Raw genomic sequence first — 19,314 nt, 5'->3', positions numbered from 1 at the left:
GTCTATCCACTGAGGCAGGCGTATGAATCTGAACAATTCAGATGCCAGTCTGTTCTTTGCAGGGAGGCAAGATATGCCCCTGCGGCAATCATTATACCGTGGACTACGCTGCCGGGATTTATGCTAATGGCAGGCGGCTCATTATGCGTGCTGAATATCAACGCGCGTAGTATGGGGTTGAACGCTGTTCTCGCTTACCAATCGCACAAGAAGCAACGGCGCGGGGAGAACCCCGCGTATGGCTTGTCAGGTCACGGCTTCTCGCAGCCATTTATTTTGCTAAAAGGGCAGCGCTTAACGGGCTGCCCTTTTGTCACTTCAGCTGAACAAGCAGGCGTTACACCAGGCTTTTCAGCCGGTAAATCCACTCCAGCGCCTGACGCGGGGTCAGAGAATCCGGATCGAGATTTTCCAGCGCTTCTACCGCTGGCGAGGTCTCTTCCGGGGCGGAGAGCAGTGACATCTGCGTACCGTCGACCTGCGTGGCGGCAACGCCTGGGGCAATACTCTCCAGTTCGCGCAATTTCTGCCGCGCGCGCTTAATCACCTCTTTAGGCACGCCCGCCAGTGCGGCAACCGCCAGACCGTAGCTTTTGCTGGCGGCGCCATCCTGGACGCTGTGCATGAAGGCGATGGTATCGCCATGCTCCAGCGCATCAAGATGGACGTTCGCCACGCCTTCCATTTTCTCCGGCAACTGGGTCAGTTCGAAGTAGTGGGTGGCAAAAAGGGTCAGCGCCTTAATCTTATTGGCCAGACTTTCCGCACAGGCCCACGCCAGCGACAGACCGTCGTAGGTGGAGGTCCCGCGGCCGATTTCATCCATCAGCACCAGGCTGTGTTCGGTGGCATTATGCAGAATATTGGCGGTTTCGGTCATTTCTACCATGAAGGTGGAACGGCCGCTTGCCAGGTCATCTGCCGCGCCGACGCGGGTAAAGATGCGATCGACAGGGCCGATTTCAACCTTCTCTGCCGGGACGTAGCTGCCGATATAGGCCAGCAGGGCAATCAGCGCTGTCTGCCGCATATAGGTACTTTTACCGCCCATATTCGGGCCGGTAATAATCAGCATCCGGCGCTGCGGCGCCAGGCTCAACGGGTTGGCGATGAACGGCTCCTTCAGCACCTGTTCGACCACCGGGTGACGGCCTTCGCTGATGCGAATACCCGGTTTGTCGCTGAAGGTCGGGCAGCAGTAGTTCAGGGTTTCCGCGCGTTCGGCGAGGTTAACCAACACATCCAGCTCCGCCAGCGCGCTGGCGCTTTGCTGAAGGTCGGCAAGGTGCGGCAGCAGCATATCGAACAGCTGCTCGTAGAGCTGTTTCTCCAGCGCCAGCGCTTTCCCTTTCGACGTCAGTACCTTATCCTCATACTCCTTCAGTTCCGGAATAATGTAGCGTTCGGCGTTTTTCAGCGTCTGGCGGCGGACGTAGTGAATCGGGGCATGTTGGCTCTGGCCGCGGCTGATCTGAATGTAGTAACCGTGCACGGCATTGTAACCGACTTTCAGCGTGTCCAGCCCCAGGCGTTCGCGTTCGCGAATCTCCAGCTTATCGAGATAGTCGGTGGCACCATCCGCCAGCGCGCGCCATTCATCGAGCTCCTCATGGTAACCCGGGGCAATAACGCCGCCGTCGCGCACCAGTACCGGCGGTGCGTCGATAATTGCGCGTTCGAGCAGTTCACGCAGTTCGCTGAACTCGCCCATTTTATCGCGCAGCTGCTGGACCGGCGCGCAGCTGACGTCGGCCAGCATTTCGCGCAGGATCGGCAGCTGCTGGAACGCATGACGCATACGGGCGAGGTCGCGCGGACGCGCGGTGCGCAGCGCCAGTCGCGCCAGAATACGTTCCAGATCGCCCACCTGACGCAGCACCGGCTGCAGTTCGGTATAACGCTCCTGCAGCGCGCCTATGGTTTGCTGACGTTCGACCAGCACCGCCGTGTCGCGCACCGGCATATGCAGCCAGCGTTTGAGCATCCGGCTGCCCATCGGCGTCACGGTGCAGTCGAGCACCGACGCCAGCGTATTGTCGAAACCACCGGCCAGGTTCTGGGTAATCTCCAGGTTACGGCGGGTTGCCGCGTCCATAATAATACTGTCCTGCTGGCGCTCCATGGTGATGGAGCGAATATGCGGCAGGGAGGTGCGCTGGGTATCTTTGACATATTGCAACAGGCAGCCTGCGGCACAGAGACCGCGCGGCGCATTTTCGACGCCGAAACCGACCAGGTCGCGGGTGCCAAACTGTAAATTCAGCTGCTGGCGTGCGGTGTCGATTTCAAATTCCCACAGCGGACGACGGCGCAGGCCGCGGCGGCCTTCAATCAACGCCGATTCGGCAAAATCTTCGGCATACAGCAGTTCCGCCGGGTTGGTACGCTGCAGCTCGGCGGCCATGGTTTCGCGGTCGGCGGGTTCGCTCAGGCGAAAACGACCGGAGCTGATATCCAGCGTCGCATAGCCAAAGCCTTTGCTGTCCTGCCAGATAGCGGCCAGCAGGTTATCCTGACGCTCCTGCAGCAGCGCTTCATCGCTGATGGTGCCAGGCGTGACGATACGCACCACTTTGCGTTCGACCGGACCTTTGGTGGTGGCCGGGTCGCCAATCTGTTCGCAAATGGCTACCGATTCACCCTGGTTGACCAGTTTGGCGAGGTAGTTTTCCACCGCATGGTGCGGGATCCCGGCCATAGGAATGGGCTCGCCCGCCGAGGCGCCGCGTTTGGTTAGCGAGATATCGAGCAGCTGTGAAGCCCGTTTGGCATCGTCATAAAACAGCTCGTAAAAGTCCCCCATACGATAGAACAGCAGGATCTCCGGGTGCTGAGCCTTCAGCTTCAGATACTGCTGCATCATCGGGGTATGGGCGTCAAGATTCTCTAGTGTGCTCATCAGGTTATGATGTCCATTTTTAAGTTTTAATGAGTTAGCGGAGTTTATTGTTCTCGTTACGCCGTACTGTGCTCATTGGTTCCCGTGACATTCTGCATTTCTGCTCATTTACATATAGACAGCATGATAACGGAGTCTTTATAGCAGGAAAACAAGAAGGAGGCGGTGGGACTGTAAGTATCCCGGCAGTGACGATCATCGATGCTGAAATGGGGCAGCCAACCTGAAGGCTGCGACCGGCGGCAACCCGCGCGACACGAAGCTGGAAGAGATTAAATCGCGGTATCGGGAAATTTTCTAACGCAATAAAAATCCGCTGTTGCCGGTAACCATACCGGCAACGAAATGATGCAGGAAGGGGGGAAGACGGTCACTCAATCGTTGCTGTTCGTCGAAGACTTAATCTTATCGATCGCGGTAACGTTTTCCGACATGGCTTCGTTAAGCACTTTCACCGCCGTGCTGGCATCGCGATTTTTGATAGACATATAGACTTTGATATGGGCTTCAACGCTCTCAAGGGTGATACCTAGCGCACGATTAAGCTCTTCAAGGTAGTAATAATAGATGTCTTTAATGGAATTCATCACATTATAAAAGACACTGTTGTGTGAAGCCCTGACGATAGCCAGGTGAAAAGCGTAGTCTGCCTCAGAATACTTTTTGTAGTCGCCTTTGTTGATCAGCATATTATTGAGCGCTTGCTCAAGCTGGAGAATATCTTCCTCGGTGGCATGGGTGACGGCCAGCTCCACGCATTTGAACTCCACGGTCTGGCGGAAGATCATCATGTCGTGAAACTCTTCGCGGCTGAGATGCATGATTGGACGAGGATCGTTGCTCAGCATCTGCGGCGTAAAGTGATCGCTCACGAAGCTACCGCTCCCCTGGCGAGTGACGACGATGCCGAGATCGCGAAAGCGCTGGACCGCGCTGCGCACGCTGACCCTGCTGACGTTAAAGGAAGTGGTAAGCTCCGCTTCAGAAGGGAGGCGGCTACCCGGCGGCCAGCTACCATCCAGCAGCTTTGCGCTTATCTGATCATAAATTTCATTTACAACATTCTGTTTTTGAATGGATTTTATGCTCAAGATCGCTGTCCGTGTGAGTGATAAACAGTCGGGTAATATATCATTTTTCAAAACAAAGCGCCCGTTAGGGCGCCGAATATTAACAAGTCTGTACTTTCGTACTGCTGGACTCTTTACTGGTAAAAGCGGTCATTGAAGTCAGTAAGACGGCGAGGACAAGCGAACTCCCCATGAATATATACGAAGCGCCTGGCCCACCGGTTAAACCATTCAGATAGCCCACAATCCATGAGCCAACGAATGAGCCAAGTGCCCCAAAACTGACGATGAAGGCCATCGCTCCAGCCATAACATTCCTTGAGATCATGTCAGGTATTGCCGCAAAAAATGGACCATATGGCGTGTACATCGCCCCACCCGCAATCATCAGCAGCACATAGGATAACCAAAAATTGGCGGCGCCGATGGTGAAGGAAGCGATAAAGCAGACCGCGCCCAGACCTAAAAAGAGCAGAACAATAATTTTGCGATTCAGAAATTTATCTGAATACCAGGAGGCGGCTAGCATAAGAGGCACGGCCAGCAGATAAGGGGCTGCCGATAACCAACCCGTCGCGACAATACTCAAACCTGATGCTGATTTCAGTATAGACGGAAGCCACATAATGAAACCATACATTCCTATATTCCAGAAAAAATGAATGAAGGAAAGGGAAAGGACTTTTCCTGAACGAAAAGCTTCACTGTAGTTTTTTATTTCTTTGATGTTAGTTTGCTCAGCGGCCAGCGCGGCTTCAATATCATTTTTTTCTTGTTGTGTTAGCCATTTGGCATCCGCGGGACGGTCAACAAAAATAAACCACCATATCGCCGCCCAAATAATTGCCGGGACGCCTTCAATAATAAACATTCCTCGCCAGCCAAAGGCATCAACAAGATAGCCCGAAAGAACGGACATCCACAGCACGGTAATAGGGTTGCCAAGGAAAAGGAAAGTATTGGCTTTTGAACGCTCTTTCTTTGTAAACCAGTGGCTTAAGAAAACAAGCATTGCGGGCATCACCACACTTTCAGCCACGCCAAGAAGGAAGCGAATCACCGCAAGGACTTTTACATCATGCACCATACCTGTCGCGGTTGCCAGGATTCCCCACAGAATAAGGCTCCAGAATATCAGTTTTTTAGCACTACGTTTTTCAGCGTAAATCCCCCCGGGAACCTGAAAGAAAAAATACCCAAGAAAGAATAAAGCACCTAATAATGATGATATTCCGGGAGTGATATTGAGGTCTTCCGCTAAACCGGATGCGGCACCAAATCCATAGTTAGCACGATCCAGATAGGCCAGGCTATAAGTGATAAATGCCAGCGGTATTAGCTTTTTCCAACGTAAAGGAGCTAGTTTTGTTTGTATTTTATCTATCATGATCTCTATTCCAAAATAGGATTTACGCACGGAGGTTGATGATTGGCGAAATGATTACAGTACCGCCAACCAGCCGCCGTCGACGTAAATAATCTGTCCGTTGATATAGTCAGAGGCTTTTGAGGACAGGAAGACCGCAGTCCCAATCAATTCTTCCGGGCGACCCCAGCGCTGCGATGGGTTACTGTCTTTCACCCAGTTGTCGAACTGCTTATCTTCGATAAGGGCGGTATTCATATCGGTCAAAATATAGCCTGGGCCAATGGCGTTGCTCTGTATATTGAATTGCGCCCACTCTGCAGCCATGGAGCAGGTCAGCATTTTGATCCCACCTTTCGCGGCCGTATAGGGCGCGACGGTGGGCCGTGCAGCCTGGCTGGTCAGCGAACCAATATTGACAATTTTCCCGCCGGAACGACGGGCGATCATTCGTTTTGCCGCGGTGCGCGAGACCAGGAAAGCGCTGGTCAGGTTGGTATCAATCACTTTTTGCCAGTTTTCCAGCTCCAGCTCTACCATCGGTTTGCGGTATTGAATCCCGGCGTTGTTTATCAAAATATCCACGTGGATGTCCTGCGCATCCAGTTCGGCAAACGCTTTCTCAATCGCTTCTTCGCTGGTGACGTCGAACGCCGCGCCGTGCGCGCTGTAACCTTTACTTGCCAGCGCATCGACCGACTCCGCCAGCAGCGTTTCGCGAATATCGTTCAGTATCACTCTGGCGCCCGCAGCGGCGAGTCCTTCCGCATAGGCAAACCCCAGACCGCGCGCCGATCCGGTGACCAGAGCCGTTTTTCCCGTTAAATCGAATAATGCGCTCATTTTATTTCCTCGTTGAATTTACTTGTATGACGACTGTCTTATTTAAGATTGGTTTTTTGGCGAGGCAAAAGCAATACGCTAAAAATAAATTTGCAATATGGATCACAAACACCTCGCATTAACCATCATCTCTATTGCGATTATTTATCGTAACTAATTGATTTATATTTATATTTGTGATTATGGCATGATCGCGATCACAGAATTAAATGTTCAGGGAACGATCGCCTGGCTGGCGTGTTATAACAACGCAAAGTTGTAGGACAACCTACATATTTAGCGATGGCATTCTCTTGCAGCATGACAGGCAGTTAATTCTCTGAACTGAGGAGTTAAAGTGAGTAACCTGAAAATCACTAACGTGAAAACGATTCTGACGGCACCCGGTGGCATTGATCTGGCGGTTGTGAAGGTCGAAACCAACGAGCCAGGCCTGTATGGTCTGGGTTGCGCGACGTTTACCCAGCGAATCTTCGCCGTGAAAAGCGCTATCGATGAGTACATGGCGCCTTTTCTCATTGGCAAAGATCCAACGCGAATTGAAGATATCTGGCAGTCTGGCGCGGTCAGCGGTTACTGGCGCAACGGACCGATTATGAACAACGCGCTATCGGGCGTGGATATGGCGCTGTGGGATATCAAAGGTAAGCTCGCGGGCATGCCGGTTTATGATTTGTTAGGCGGTAAATGCCGCGACGGCATTCCGCTGTATTGCCATACCGATGGCGGTGACGAAGTGGAAGTCGAAGACAATATCCGCGCCAGAATGGAAGAGGGATACCAGTATGTACGCTGTCAGATGGGCATGTATGGCGGCGCGGGTACCGACGATCTCAAGCTGATTGCGACCCAGCTGGCGCGGGCGAAAAATATCCAACCGAAGCGTTCCCCGCGCAGCAAAACGCCGGGAATCTATTTTGACCCGGACGCTTACGCTAAAAGTGTTCCTCGCCTGTTTGACCATCTGCGCAACAAGCTGGGATTTGGTATTGAGTTTATTCATGACGTGCATGAGCGCGTGACGCCGGTGACCGCGATTCATCTTGCCAAAACGCTTGAACAATATCAGCTCTTCTACCTTGAAGATCCGGTCGCTCCGGAAAATATCGACTGGCTTAAAATGCTCCGCCAGCAGTCCTCCACACCGATCTCCATGGGGGAACTGTTTGTGAATGTGAATGAGTGGAAACCCTTAATTGACAATAAGCTGATCGATTATATTCGCTGCCACGTCAGCACTATCGGCGGTATTACGCCGGCGAAGAAACTGGCGGTGTATAGCGAGCTTAACGGTGTGCGCACTGCATGGCATGGGCCTGGCGATATCTCACCGGTCGGCGTCTGCGCGAACATGCACCTTGATCTGAGCTCGCCTAACTTTGGTATTCAGGAGTACACGCCGATGAATGATGCACTACGCGATGTCTTCCCGGGATGCCCGGAGATAGATCACGGTTATGCCTACCCGAACGACAAGCCAGGTCTGGGAATTGATATTGATGAAGCCAAAGCGGCGAAGTATCCGTGCGAAGGCGGCATTCCTTCATGGACGATGGCGCGGACGCCGGATGGCACGGCTTCAAGACCGTAAAAGGCTAATCACCAACGGAAAGGGCGTCAATGTCCGGCTGACAACGTGCGCCCTCCCTGGCATCGCCGGGTCGCGGCTAGCGGCTTACCCGGCTACATACCGGGTATTCTGCCTGACCCACCAGCACCATTGCCGCCCGGCAAAGCGCAGCGCGAACCGGGAAAGCGTTGCTGGCTGGCGCCGGACGATTGACCGTTTTTTGTCGGCCGGGCCAGGCGTTCGCCGCCGCCCGGCAGAAAACAGGCACAATAGTGTCATCAACTCACGGCGCCAGATATACCTGCGGGACGGCAATATCGGGATGCTCAGCCATTCGCACTTCAGCCCCGTACCAGCGGCTGATAACCGACTGGCGAATGACCTCCTGCGGGGTTCCCTCGGCCACCAGCTTTCCCTGATGGAGGAGCAGAATGCGGTCTGCCCAAAGCGCGGCGAGATTGAGGTCGTGCAGTACGACGCAGACGTGCAGCTGGCCGCTGCGGGTCAGCCGTTTTAGCAGACGCAGCAGATGCTGTTGATAGTAAAGATCCAGCGCCGAGGTCGGTTCGTCGAGAAACAGCCAGCCCCGTGGAGCGTCGTCATGCCACAGCTGAGCGAGGCAACGGGCCAATTGCACCCGCTGCTGTTCGCCGCCGGAAAGCGAAGGATAGCGCCTGCCCGCCAGGTGGTCGCAGCCGGTTTCCGCCATCACCTGCTGAATCATCTGTGGGTCTGGATTTTTACCCCATGGCGAGCGTCCCATGGCGATGACCGTTTCCACCGGCCAGTCGGCATGGAGCTGCGTACGTTGCAACATCACCGCCCGGCGGCGAGAGAGCGCTTCCGACGACCAGTGTTCCAGCGAACGTCCTTCTACATGACGTTCGCCGTCGTTTGGGGATAAGAAACCGGTCAACAGCCGCAGCAGCGTTGATTTACCGGCGCCGTTTGGGCCAATCAGCGCGGTCATCTCTCCACCGGACAGCCGGACCGACACATCATCGATGATCCGGCGTTTGCCCAGCAGCAGAGAGAGTGAGGTGGCGCGCCAGGTGCTATCACGATTATCCATATGTCGTCCTTTGCTGGCGGAAAATTAACCACAAAAACCACGGTGCGCCGAGCATGCTGGTCAGCAGACCCACCGGCATTTCAGCTGGTGCGGCGACGGTGCGGGCAAGGGTATCGGCCAGCAGCAGTAAGATCGCCCCGGCCAGCAGCGATCCTGGCACCAGCGCGCGGTGGTCCGGCCCCAGCCACATTCGTATCAGGTGCGGTACCACAAGGCCAATAAAGCCAATCACGCCGCTGATTGCCACCGAAGAGGCCACCAGCAGCGCGCTGCACAGTAGCAGCAGACGCTGCACGGCCCGGACGTTAATCCCCAGGTAGTGGGCTTCTTCATCGCCAAGCTGTAGCAGGTTGAGGCGGGAAGCCATTAGCCAGATGATCAGCGAAGCAGGAAAGATTAAGGTGGCCGCGACCAGCAGCGTGGACCACTCTGCCTGGCCGAGACTGCCCATCCCCCACAGCGACAGCTGGCGCAGCTGGGTGTCGTTACTTATCCAGGCCAGCACCCCCACCAGCGCGCCGCACAGCGCGTTGATGGCGATCCCGACCAGCAGCAGGCGCGATAGCGAACCCTCATTCGCCTGGCTGAGGATAAAAATGACCACCATGACTGCGATACTGCCGATAAACGCCGCCAGCATGGGAGCATACAGCGCCACCAGCGCCGGAACGGACAGCGGCAGAACCAGCCAGCAGGCCACCGCCAGCGCTGCACCGCTACTGACACCCAGCAGGCCGGGATCGGCTAATGGGTTGCGGAACAGCCCTTGCATGACGCAGCCGGAGAGCGCCAGCGCGGCGCCGACCAGCAGCGCCAGCAGGACGCGCGGCAGACGAATGGTGAGCCAGATATGGCGCAGCACCTCATCCCCCGGCGGCCACAGACTGGCGAGCGGCAGAGGCATTGCGCCGAGGGTAGTCGCGAACAGCGTCAGGCTCACCAGCAGCAGCGTCATTAACCACAGATGGCGAGAGAGAGTGGAGCGCATCAGGGGAGCTGCTCCGCTTTTTTCCTCAGCTCGCTGACCGCCTGCGGCGTCCGCGGTCCAAAGCCGAGCAGGGCCATATCGTCAATCACCAGCACCTGTTTATGGCGACCGGCAGGCGTTTGCGCCAGCCCCGGCAGTTTCCATAAGCCGGCTTCACCGCCCATACCTTTAAGCCCGTCGGCGGAGATCACCACCAGGTCCGGCAGGCTGGCGATCACGCCTTCCTGAGACATGCTGCGATAATGGTCAAATCCCTGCATCGCGTTCTGCAGCCCGGCGGCCTGAATAGCACCATCGGCAGCAGTCTTTTGCCCGGCGACCATCGTGTTCATTCCGCCGTGGCTGAGAATAAACAGCACCCGTTTGCCGACCGGTTGCGTGGGGATCTGCGCTATCTGTGCGGCAACGGTGTGGCGCAGGGCGTCACCTTCAGCCTGCTTACCCAGCGCGTCGGCAACCGCGACGATTTTTTTATCAATTGCCGACAGATCGTTACCGCCCGGGATATTAACCACTCTTACCCGACTGTCCTCTACCTTTTGCAGGACCAGCGAAGGCTGGGCCTGCGCGCTCGCCAGGACGATCGTCGGGCGTAACGACAGGATCCCCTCGGCGTTCAGCTGGCGTATATAGCCGACGTCCGGCAGCGATCGCGCGGCGGCAGGCCAGGTGCTGGTACTGTCCTTAGCGACCAACTGCTGCTGTGCATCCAGGGCATAGACGATTTCTGTGACATCGCCGCCCAGAGAGATGATGCGTTCTGCGGCGGCATGCGCAAACAGGGGAAGAGCGGCAAATAACATCAGCCAGCGTTTCATGCGCTCTGCCCTTCCGTCGTCAGACGGTCAACCTGGCTACGCCACGTCGCCTGCTCCGGATGGCCTTCGCTACGCTGGCCGTATAGCTGGGCGATTTGCGTACCGTCATGGGCAAACAGCTCCACGCTGGTGACGTGGCCATCCGAGGTTGGCTTACGCGTTACCCAGACTTCATCAACACTGTCTTCGCGCAGGTGCAGGGTGAAGGTGGTATTGAAGATGTTGAGCCAGCCGCGCATCGGGGCCAGCTTTTCCAGGGCGCCGGTAAAGATTTGCACGCAGCCGCGGTTGCCAACAAAAATCATGATCTCATTGCCCTCTTCGCGAATGGTTTCCAGCAGGTGCGGCAGGGCATCGTGGTCAATGCGGCAGGCCAGGTCATCGCTGACCAGACGGAAAGCCTGCTGGCGAGAGAGGTTATATTTTCGCAACAGCCCGAAGAACTGATGGACGTCGGTCATGGCGCGCCATTCATTTTCCAGCGCCGCGCCGTCGGCGGAAGCGGCATAGCGGGGGGCATCAACGGGGCGGATAGCCAACGGTGTCGGGGCGGCATGGGTCTGCCCCGCAATCAGCGCTTCCCACGCCGTCATATCGGTTTGAGCCGTCGCATAGACTTTCAACAGCGCGTCGCCGTGATGGTCGAAGAACTGAATACTCTGGCGGCCGTTATCACTCAGGTGGAAGGCGCAGGCCCACTGGCTGAGGAACAGGCGCAGATCGAGTGCGCGCGGGTTCAGCACCAGCCCGGCATGGCCGCTAAGGTGCTGGTGGGTAAACTGGCCCACCTGCTCATGCACCGCATATTCATTACGGCAGATGCATTTGGTCTCGCCGACGCTTTCCAGTCCAGCGATGATTGCCCGCATGTCGTCCTGCAGGCGAACGGCATCGTGGCCAACGCGAGCGGCGGTTAATTCCGCTTCGCTAATGCCCATTTCAGCGGCGATATCACGGGCATATTTAACGGAAGCCTGCGCTTTGGCGGCCTGATAGCGCTGCCACAGTTCGTTTGCGTTGTGTTGCATGATTCACATCCTTCTCTACGATGAATATCCCCGGCCGTGGCCGGGGAGCAGGTTCATCCCCACTGTCTTTCAGCATGTTGCGAACGGGACGTTGCACTGCCGGCCTGAGTCTGCGTATCGCGACCCACGCTGCTGTTGCCGGTCGGTATGCTGAAATCCATGGGGTTTATTATTCTCCGGGCTATCAGAAATCGACGTTGACGCCCAGTTGCCAGGTCCGGCCCGGCATTGTCGCCAGCGCTTTATCGTAGGCGTCCTGATTCGTCGACGTCTCAATATTGCGGCTGCTCAGGTAATCCCAGTATTGTCGATCGGTAATGTTGTAAACGCCGCCGTTAATACGCACGTTTTTCGCCACCTGCCACCAGGCCGTCAGGTCCAGCATGCCGTAGCCAGGCACGCGCATGTATTCGCTGGAGGAGTCGGTAATGGCGGAACCCGTGTTGGTATAGCTTTCGCGGTTGGTGGCGCTGGCCTGCTTACCTTTCACGAAGGTGGCGGTCAACGCGGTCCCGTAGCGTTTCGCCGGATCGTCCCAGGCTACGCCGACGATAGCCTTCATCGGCGCCACGCTGTCGAGGTCGATGTATTTGTCGCCGAGATAGCTGGATTTCGATTTCCCTTCACTATAGCCGTAGGCCAGCGTCGCGCTCAGGCCGTTAACCTCTTCAAACCAGGTGCCAAAGTTGAATTTGGCGCTGATTTCGCCGCCGTAGATATAGGCTTTATCGCGGTTTTCCGCCTGATAAATCGTATAGATATTCGACGGGACGTTGGTGAAGTGGTCCGGATTGCCGGAACGGGTGTAGCGGCTATAGGCGATGAAGTTCTTATAGCTGTTGTAGAACAGGGCGGTACGCATCGTGATCCCTTCGACCACTTCGCCTTTTAAGCCCCATTCGAAATTGTCGCTGGTTTCCGTGTTCAGATCGGTGTTACCAATCAGCGCATACTGCGCTCGTCCGGCGTAGCTGGAGCCGAGGTTCCAGGAGCCGTACAGCTGGCTGGCGTTGGGGAACTCGGCGCCGCGTTTATACTGCAGGTAGGTCATGGTACGCGGAGTGATATCGTACTGGAAGGTCAGGGACGGCAGCACCTGAGTATCGGAGTTTTTACCGTACAGGCTGGCGACGGAGGACTCCGTCAGCACGCTGCTGTTGGTGGTCAGATCGCCGAGATTCTCCGGTTTGGTGGATTGATGCACCACGCGCACGCCCGGGATCACCGCAAAGTTGTGGCTGTCGAGATCGAAGTTGATCTTATCCTGAACGAAGCCGCCAAGGGTGTAGCCCCGGCTGTCGGCTTCCGGCTGCATGATCTCGCTGTAGATACTCGGGACCGGCGACTGGCTGAACGGGCGCTGGGTTTTGGTGGTGCTGGCGTTGAGCCCGGCGCTCAGGTCGTGGCGACCAATGGATTTCGCCAGCGCGGTCTGAATACCCCAGGTGTCGGTATCGTAGTCAGAGTTGACCGTTTCCATCGATCCGGTGGTGCTGTCCGGCATCCAGGTCCAGTCATGGGCCTCGGTGTGCTGGTAGTAGACTTTGGTCGACATACTGTCGAGATAGTCATTCATTGGCGTCCAGTCGTCTTTCAGACTGATGCCCCAGCGACGAGTCTGGCTGGTCTGGTTGGCATCGCCAATGATGCTGTTGCCGCTGCTATCCCAGCTGTCAAAGTGGGTGTGGTTGGTTTTATGGTAGTAGTCGAGCGTGCTGGTCAGCTTGTGTTCATCATTTGGCTGCCAGATGCCGGAGGCCATAAAGGCATCGGAGTGCCAGTTGGCCGGATAGGCGTCAATCTTATCGCTGTTATTTTGGGTTTCCTGGCCGTCGCGGCGGCTGTAGACGAAAATGCCGCGTAGGGTTTCATCTCCGCCGGCCACCGTCACGCCGTTATGCCAGCTGCGGTCGGCAGAGTCGTAGCCGCTCCGGTAGCCGAAGGCGCTGGTTTTTCCCGGGCGCAGATAATCATCGGCAGATTTCGGCTGGAAGGAGACGTTGCCGCCGATAGAGGTGTTGGCGGTTTCAGTCGAGGTGGCACCGGACTGAATATCGATGCTGCCGTACATATACGGGTCGATGTAATCGCGACCGATGCCAAACGTATTCAGGCCGGCACGGCCGACGTAGCCGCGCCCGGTCGCATCCGGCTGCGCGATGCCGTCGACATCAATCCCGACGCGGTTGCTTTCCAGCCCGCGAATGTTATAACCGGTATAGCCGCCGCGGTCGAAGCCGCTTTTACCATTACCCGAGCCGCCGCTGGCGCCGGTCGCGCCGATCAGCGGTTCGTAACGCATGACGGAACCAAAATCTTTGGCCCCTTTGTCCTGTAGCTCCTGCGCGCTGACCGAATGTTCGCTGCCGGCTTTGAGCAGGGGAGCGGGTGCGGTGACGGTCATCTGCTCGGAGCTATCCGATGAGGTGTCGCTGGTGGTGGTGTGTGCGGTGGTATCAGCTGCCCCGGCGGTCGTCTGATAGATTGCTGCAAGCAACGAAGTCACCAGCAGGCTTTTCTTAAACCAGGCCGGTGATTGAGTGGATTTGTACATAGTAGCCACGCCTTGATAATTATTAGTATCGGCTCACGCGTTACTTCCAGATTTGCAGGTGAGTCCCGTTGCTTCCGTTAGCGGACTCTGTTTCTCCATGATTATTGATTGCGAATGGTAATGATAGGTATTATCGTTTGCAACAAAATAATCATGTATTCCCCATTTAATCTGCAATTTGTTTACAATCAGCCCTTTTAGATACAGCGAGAAAGTCATGAGTCACAAAGCCGCGATTACGATCAACTACTGCTCTCAATGCAACTGGATGCTGCGCGCCAGCTGGATGGCTCAGGAGCTGCTGCATACGTTCAGTACCGATATCGGCTCGGTCACGCTGGTCCCGGGCACCGGCGGCATCTTCACCATTACCGTCGACGACGTACAAATCTGGGACCGCAAGCAGGATGAGGGTTTCCCGGATGCGGCTGAACTCAAGCGCCGGGTACGGGATGTCTGTTTCCCGGAGAAGTCGCTGGGCCACCTCGATAAGTCTGCCGATCCGGCGTAAGCGAGAGGGGAAAACGGCTGCGCCAGAGGTCATAAAGGTGTATTATTTTTGCATCTTTATTGATGGGGAAGCGCAATGGCGGGTCAACGCATCGACCGGGAAAAAAAGACTATCCGCAGCATGATTTCGCTCTATCAGCGCCGCTGCCCGGACGCGCAGGCTGACGTGGAGCATTATCAGGCGCTGAACGCCTATGCCGATAAGCGGCTGGATAAATGCGTGTTTGGCGAAGAGAAGCCGGCCTGTAAGCAGTGCCCGGTCCACTGCTACCAGCCGGCAAAACGCGAAGAAATGAAGCAGATCATGCGCTGGGCGGGGCCGCGAATGCTCTGGCGTCACCCGATTCTGACGATTCGCCACCTGATTGATGACCGGCGTCCCGTGCCGGAGCTTCCGGAAAAATACCGGCCTAAAAAGTAGCGGTGGCTTCCCCGGCTTGCGCAGCGCTTAGCCGGGCGACAATGCGTGCGGTCTGGCGGTTCGGTCGCCCGGGTAAGGCGTCAGCCGCTACCCGGGGTCTCTGCGGACGTCGCCTGGGTTTGATTGTCGCGAACCGACGTCCAGACAAAGGTGATAATAAACAGCGCGGTAAACAACACCACGATGGTCGGCGCCGGGGCACTGTCAAGGTAAAACGATAGCCACACGCCGCCCAGCGAACAGCTTACGGCAATCGCCACCGCCAGCAGCAGCGCGCTGATAAAACGCCGGGTCAGCAGCAGAGCAATGGCCCCGGGAGCAATCAGCAGCGAGATTGACAAAATAATCCCCACCGCTTTGAGCGTCGCCACGATGGTCAGGGCAATCATGCACAGCAGTCCGTAGTGCAACAGGCCGCAGCGTAATCCGCTGGCTTTAGCCTGATGCGGATCGAAGGCGTGTAGCAGAAAGTCGCGCCACTTTAGCCCGATAATCAGCGCAATCACCAGGGCAATCGTCGACGTTTGCCCAATATCGCTGGCGGAAATCCCCAACATATCGCCAAACAGAATATGGTCGAGATGGACTTCGGACTGAATAGCGACATACAGCACCAGCCCGGCGCCAAACATCCCGGAAAAGACAATACCCATAATGGTATCGCGCTTGATGCGACTGTTATCGTCGAGATAGCCGGTCGCGATGGCGCAGAATAGCCCGGCAACAAAGGCGCCAATGGCGAACGGGATCCCGACAATATAGGCCACCACCACGCCGGGAAAGACCGCATGGCTCATGGCATCCCCCATCAACGCCCAGCCTTTCAGCACCAGAAAAACCGACAGCAGCGCACAGGGAATGGCGACGATGGCTGCCACCAGCATGGCGTTGACCATAAACGAAAACTGGAACGGTTCGAGAAGCGTGGTCAGCAGCATGATCCCTCCCTGGCGCGACGGCGGTTGGCCAGCAGGCCGTGTTTGGGAGCAAAGACAAAGGTCACCAGAAAGAGCAAGGTCTGGGCCACGACGATAATGCCGCCGGTTGCGCCATCCAGATAGTAGCTCAGCCAGGCGCCGAAAAAACTGGTCAGGCTGCCAATAGCGACGGCAATCGCCAGCAGGCGTGGAAAGCGGTCGGTCAGCAGCCAGGCGGTCGCTCCCGGAGTGACTACCAGGCAAATGACCAGGAAGGCGCCCACGGTTTGTAATGCCGCCACGGTACAGGCGGCCAGCAGCGTGAAGAACAACAGCTTGAGCCCGGTGGTGTTCAGGCCAATGGATCGGGCGTGGCTCTCATCGAAAAAGGTCACCATCAGGTCTTTCCATTTCAGCAGCAGAATCACCATTGAAATCGAGCCGATGGCCGCCAGCTGAATAATATCTTCCGGGGCGATCGCCAGGATATTGCCGAGAATAATGGTCTGGATATTTACCGAGGTTGGGTTGAGCGACACCATAAACAGCCCGATACCGAAGAACGACGAAAAAATCAGACCGATAATGGCATCCTCTTTGAGCTTCGAACGCTGGTTGAGAAACAGCATGCTGCCCGCCGCCAGTCCTCCGGAGAGAAAAGCGCCGACGGCGAAGGGCAGGCCGAGCATATACGCTCCCGCCACGCCCGGTACGATGGAGTGGGAGAGGGCATCGCCAATCAGCGACCAGCCTTTCAGCATCAGGTAGCAGGAGAGAAAGGCGCACACGCCGCCCACCAGCGCCGATACCCACATCGCATTCAGCATATACTGATAGCCGAAGGGCTCGATTAGCCAGTTCATCCTTCTCCTCCCGTCGTCCGACGGCTGATAAACGGCCGTTCATCGTCGGTGATAATCTGCTCTTCTCCGCCGCTGAGCACCACGTGGCGCAGCGCGCCGCTGAAAGCGAGTTCGAGGTTGGCAGCGGTAAAGGTTGTTTCCGTCGGTCCGCTGGCCAACACGGTGCCTTTGACCATCACCGTGTAATCGCAAAACTCGCTGACCGAACCGAGATTGTGGGTCGAAACCAGCAGGGTACAGCCGTCGTCGCGCAGCTCGCGCAGCAGGGTGATGATCTGGGTTTCGGTCTGGACGTCAACGCCGGTAAACGGCTCATCCAGCAGAATGACCTTGCCCTGCTGAGCGATGGCGCGGGCAAGGAACACCCGTTTTTTCTGTCCGCCGGACAGCTCGCCGATTTGCCGGTGGCGATAGTCGCTCATCCCGACGCGGGCCAGCGCCGCATCAACCACTTCCCGGTCATGGGCTTTGGCCCGTCGCAGCCAGCCCATATGTCCGTAGCGGCCCATCATGACGACATCCTCCACCAGTACCGGGAAGGTCCAGTCAACGTCCTCTGATTGCGGGACATAGGCCACCAGGTTCTGGCGCAGCGCGCGATGAACCGGCTGGCCAAGTATGGCAATCTCGCCATGGGACAGACGAACAAAGCCCATCAGCGCTTTAAACAGCGTCGATTTTCCCGAACCGTTGATGCCCACCAGCGCGGCAATGGAGCCGCGTGGTACGCTGAAGGTGGCATCGCGCAGCGCGGTGTGGCCGTTGCGATAGGTTACGCTGACCCGGTTGACCGAGAGGCCAGGCAGATCGGCGGTCATGGCTGTTTCCTCATCCCATCGTTGATGCCCTGGACGATGGTTTGCGTCGTAACGCGCAGCAGATCCAGGTAGGTGGGTACCGGGCCATCGGCGGCGCTCAGGGAGTCAACATAAAGCACGCCGCCATAATGGGCGCCGGCTTCCCGCGCCACCTGGCGCGCCGGTTTATCTGAAATAGTGCTTTCGCTGAAGATGGTCGGGATATGCTCTTTCTTCATGGTGTCGATGGTTTTACGCACCTGCTGCGGCGTGCCCTGCTGGTCGGCATTGATTGGCCACAGGTAGCGCTCTTTCAGCCCGTTGTCGCGGGCCAGATAGGAGAACGCGCCTTCGCTGGTCACCAGCCAACGCTTCTCTACCGGCAGTTTCGCCAGCTCCGCCTTCAGCGGCGCCATAGTCTGGCGGATTTTCTCTTTATAGATGGCGGCATTCTGACGATAGGTCTGCGCATTCGCAGGGTCGTATTTGCTCAGCGCATCACGGATGTTATCGACGTAGATCAGCGCGTTATCCGCCGACATCCACGCATGGGGGTTGGGCTTACCGTTATAGGGACCTTCGCTGATCCCCATTGGCTGAATCCCCTCGCTGACGACCACTTCCGGGACCCCTTTCAGGTGCTGATAAAAGCGGGCGAACCACAGTTCGAGGTTCAGACCGTTGGTGAGGATCAGCTGTGCCCCCTGGGCGCGTTTAATATCGCCGGGCGTCGGCTGGTATTCATGGATCTCGGCGCCGGGTTTGGTAATCGAGCTGACCTGGGCCGCCTCTCCGGCGACGTTTTGCGCCATATCGGCAATCACCGTAAAGGTGGTGATCACTTTGAATTTTTCGCTGGCCTGAGCCGGGGCGATCGCCAACAGGCCGAGCAGAGCGGTAAAGATCAGGTGCTTCAGAGGCGGCAGGTGCAGCATAGGATCCCTCACATCATTGTGGTTAATTAATCATCTGTTATAGCCATTGCTATGTTATATAGCACAGGCTATTTATAAATGAAAATGATTATTATTTAAATGCTGAGAGGAAAGCCGTACAAACCGGCTGTCGCGGGGAAAATGGCAAGACGTATCAAAGAACGCCGTTTCGTGTGAAGCGGCGTTGGAGTGCGGATTACGCGCGGGTGGCGAGGAGAATGGCCGAGGCTTTGATTAGCGCAATCACGCGGCTGCCCTCGACCAGCTTCATCTCTTCCTGACTTTCATTGGTGACGACGGCGATGATAGCGAAGCCCGCGTCGGTTTTGATGTGCACCGTCGCGTTGACCGCCCCTTCAGTGATGCGGGTGACGCTCCCGGCAAACTGATTACGCGCGGAGAACTTCAGGCCGCAATCCTCGGTGGCCAGGGTGACCCACGGCGCTTTAATCAGCGCGATGGCTTCTTTACCGGCAACCAGACCCAGCGCCTCTTTGCTGCTGTGGGTGACGATCGCCACCAGTTTTGCGCCGCCGGCGAGGGTCAATTCCACTTCATCGTTGACCGCGCCGGCGGCAACTGCGCTGACCGTGCCGGTCAACTGGTTACGTGCTGATACCGCCATAAAATCTCCTTGTGTGGCTGATTAAGTGAGTACAGGAC

18 protein-coding genes are annotated in these 19,314 nt (G+C 56.6%); 3 read left to right on the top strand and 15 right to left on the bottom strand.

Annotated features, from left to right (window positions below; genetic code table 11):
• Nucleotides 1–337: 337 nt before the first annotated feature.
• From mutS to BV390_RS09030, 4 genes are all read right to left on the bottom strand, one after another.
• Nucleotides 338–2,899: a DNA mismatch repair protein MutS gene (mutS, locus tag BV390_RS09045; protein WP_032696764.1), complete on the bottom strand. Its 2,562-nt coding sequence runs from the start codon at nucleotides 2,897–2,899 to the stop codon at nucleotides 338–340.
• Nucleotides 2,900–3,273: 374 nt separating this feature from the next.
• Nucleotides 3,274–3,990 (bottom strand): FadR/GntR family transcriptional regulator, encoded by a 717-nt coding sequence (locus BV390_RS09040; RefSeq protein WP_032696765.1) that lies wholly within the window; start codon nucleotides 3,988–3,990, stop codon nucleotides 3,274–3,276.
• A 79-nt stretch (nucleotides 3,991–4,069) separates the two neighbouring features.
• Nucleotides 4,070–5,356 carry an MFS transporter gene (locus tag BV390_RS09035; RefSeq protein WP_077267058.1) on the bottom strand — a complete coding sequence of 429 codons (1,287 nt, stop codon included), beginning with the start codon at nucleotides 5,354–5,356 and terminating at the stop codon, nucleotides 4,070–4,072.
• A 54-nt stretch (nucleotides 5,357–5,410) separates the two neighbouring features.
• Complete coding sequence (locus BV390_RS09030; protein ID WP_032696766.1) at nucleotides 5,411–6,178, bottom strand: SDR family oxidoreductase; 768 nt, start codon at nucleotides 6,176–6,178, stop codon at nucleotides 5,411–5,413.
• 337 nt (nucleotides 6,179–6,515) lie between these two features.
• On the opposite strand from BV390_RS09030, the gene BV390_RS09025 reads away from it, so the two are divergent.
• On the top strand, nucleotides 6,516–7,769 hold the full coding sequence (locus BV390_RS09025) for an enolase C-terminal domain-like protein (RefSeq protein WP_032696767.1): 1,254 nt from the start codon (nucleotides 6,516–6,518) through the stop codon (nucleotides 7,767–7,769).
• Nucleotides 7,770–7,845: 76 nt separating this feature from the next.
• On the opposite strand, the gene BV390_RS31125 is transcribed toward BV390_RS09025, so the two are convergent.
• The 6 genes from BV390_RS31125 to BV390_RS09000 all read right to left on the bottom strand — a co-directional run bounded on the left by BV390_RS31125 (nucleotide 7,846) and on the right by BV390_RS09000 (nucleotide 14,208).
• On the bottom strand, nucleotides 7,846–8,016 hold the full coding sequence (locus tag BV390_RS31125) for a hypothetical protein (RefSeq protein WP_164673321.1): 171 nt from the start codon (nucleotides 8,014–8,016) through the stop codon (nucleotides 7,846–7,848).
• Between the two features lie 15 nt (nucleotides 8,017–8,031).
• Nucleotides 8,032–8,820: a heme ABC transporter ATP-binding protein gene (locus BV390_RS09020; RefSeq protein ID WP_032696768.1), complete on the bottom strand. Its 789-nt coding sequence runs from the start codon at nucleotides 8,818–8,820 to the stop codon at nucleotides 8,032–8,034.
• Nucleotides 8,813–9,808, bottom strand: a complete 996-nt coding sequence (locus tag BV390_RS09015; protein WP_032690974.1) for a FecCD family ABC transporter permease — start codon at nucleotides 9,806–9,808, stop codon at nucleotides 8,813–8,815. Before BV390_RS09015 ends, BV390_RS09020 begins: the two co-directional genes overlap by 8 nt.
• On the bottom strand, nucleotides 9,808–10,626 hold the full coding sequence (locus BV390_RS09010; RefSeq protein WP_032690975.1) for a heme/hemin ABC transporter substrate-binding protein: 819 nt from the start codon (nucleotides 10,624–10,626) through the stop codon (nucleotides 9,808–9,810). Before BV390_RS09010 ends, BV390_RS09015 begins: the two co-directional genes overlap by 1 nt.
• Entirely contained in the window at nucleotides 10,623–11,654 is a 1,032-nt protein-coding gene (locus BV390_RS09005) for a hemin-degrading factor (RefSeq protein WP_049266436.1), read from the bottom strand. Before BV390_RS09005 ends, BV390_RS09010 begins: the two co-directional genes overlap by 4 nt.
• 184 nt (nucleotides 11,655–11,838) lie before the next feature.
• Complete coding sequence (locus tag BV390_RS09000) at nucleotides 11,839–14,208, bottom strand: TonB-dependent receptor domain-containing protein (RefSeq protein WP_032696770.1); 2,370 nt, start codon at nucleotides 14,206–14,208, stop codon at nucleotides 11,839–11,841.
• Nucleotides 14,209–14,425: 217 nt separating this feature from the next.
• Here BV390_RS09000 and BV390_RS08995 point away from each other — a divergent pair, with 217 nt between their 5' ends.
• Both BV390_RS08995 and BV390_RS08990 read left to right on the top strand, forming a co-directional pair.
• Nucleotides 14,426–14,719 (top strand): Rdx family protein, encoded by a 294-nt coding sequence (locus tag BV390_RS08995; protein WP_004866911.1) that lies wholly within the window; start codon nucleotides 14,426–14,428, stop codon nucleotides 14,717–14,719.
• Nucleotides 14,720–14,794: 75 nt separating this feature from the next.
• Nucleotides 14,795–15,139 carry a nitrous oxide-stimulated promoter family protein gene (locus BV390_RS08990; protein ID WP_032690978.1) on the top strand — a complete coding sequence of 115 codons (345 nt, stop codon included), beginning with the start codon at nucleotides 14,795–14,797 and terminating at the stop codon, nucleotides 15,137–15,139.
• Between the two features lie 80 nt (nucleotides 15,140–15,219).
• Here the strand turns inward: BV390_RS08990 and sitD are convergent, their stop codons facing one another.
• The 5 genes from sitD to BV390_RS08965 form a co-directional block, all read right to left on the bottom strand.
• The gene (gene sitD, locus BV390_RS08985) at nucleotides 15,220–16,077 is read right to left on the bottom strand and encodes an iron/manganese ABC transporter permease subunit SitD (RefSeq protein ID WP_162180070.1); all 858 of its coding nucleotides are present in this window, start codon (nucleotides 16,075–16,077) and stop codon (nucleotides 15,220–15,222) included.
• Nucleotides 16,068–16,919: an iron/manganese ABC transporter permease subunit SitC gene (gene sitC, locus BV390_RS08980; RefSeq protein ID WP_032690979.1), complete on the bottom strand. Its 852-nt coding sequence runs from the start codon at nucleotides 16,917–16,919 to the stop codon at nucleotides 16,068–16,070. The genes sitD and sitC overlap by 10 nt, the downstream gene beginning before the upstream one ends.
• Nucleotides 16,916–17,737 carry a manganese/iron ABC transporter ATP-binding protein gene (locus tag BV390_RS08975; RefSeq protein ID WP_032690980.1) on the bottom strand — a complete coding sequence of 274 codons (822 nt, stop codon included), beginning with the start codon at nucleotides 17,735–17,737 and terminating at the stop codon, nucleotides 16,916–16,918. The genes sitC and BV390_RS08975 overlap by 4 nt, the downstream gene beginning before the upstream one ends.
• On the bottom strand, nucleotides 17,734–18,651 hold the full coding sequence (locus BV390_RS08970) for a metal ABC transporter substrate-binding protein (RefSeq protein WP_032690981.1): 918 nt from the start codon (nucleotides 18,649–18,651) through the stop codon (nucleotides 17,734–17,736). The genes BV390_RS08975 and BV390_RS08970 overlap by 4 nt, the downstream gene beginning before the upstream one ends.
• 196 nt (nucleotides 18,652–18,847) lie before the next feature.
• Complete coding sequence (locus BV390_RS08965; protein ID WP_032690982.1) at nucleotides 18,848–19,276, bottom strand: TOBE domain-containing protein; 429 nt, start codon at nucleotides 19,274–19,276, stop codon at nucleotides 18,848–18,850.
• Nucleotides 19,277–19,314 lie beyond the last annotated feature (38 nt).

This window comes from Klebsiella sp. YJ, assembly GCF_002108615.1.
GTDB lineage: Bacteria > Pseudomonadota > Gammaproteobacteria > Enterobacterales > Enterobacteriaceae > Klebsiella > Klebsiella planticola.
Note: the sequence above shows the minus strand (reverse complement) of the source record. Positions and strands in the feature narration are given on the sequence as shown.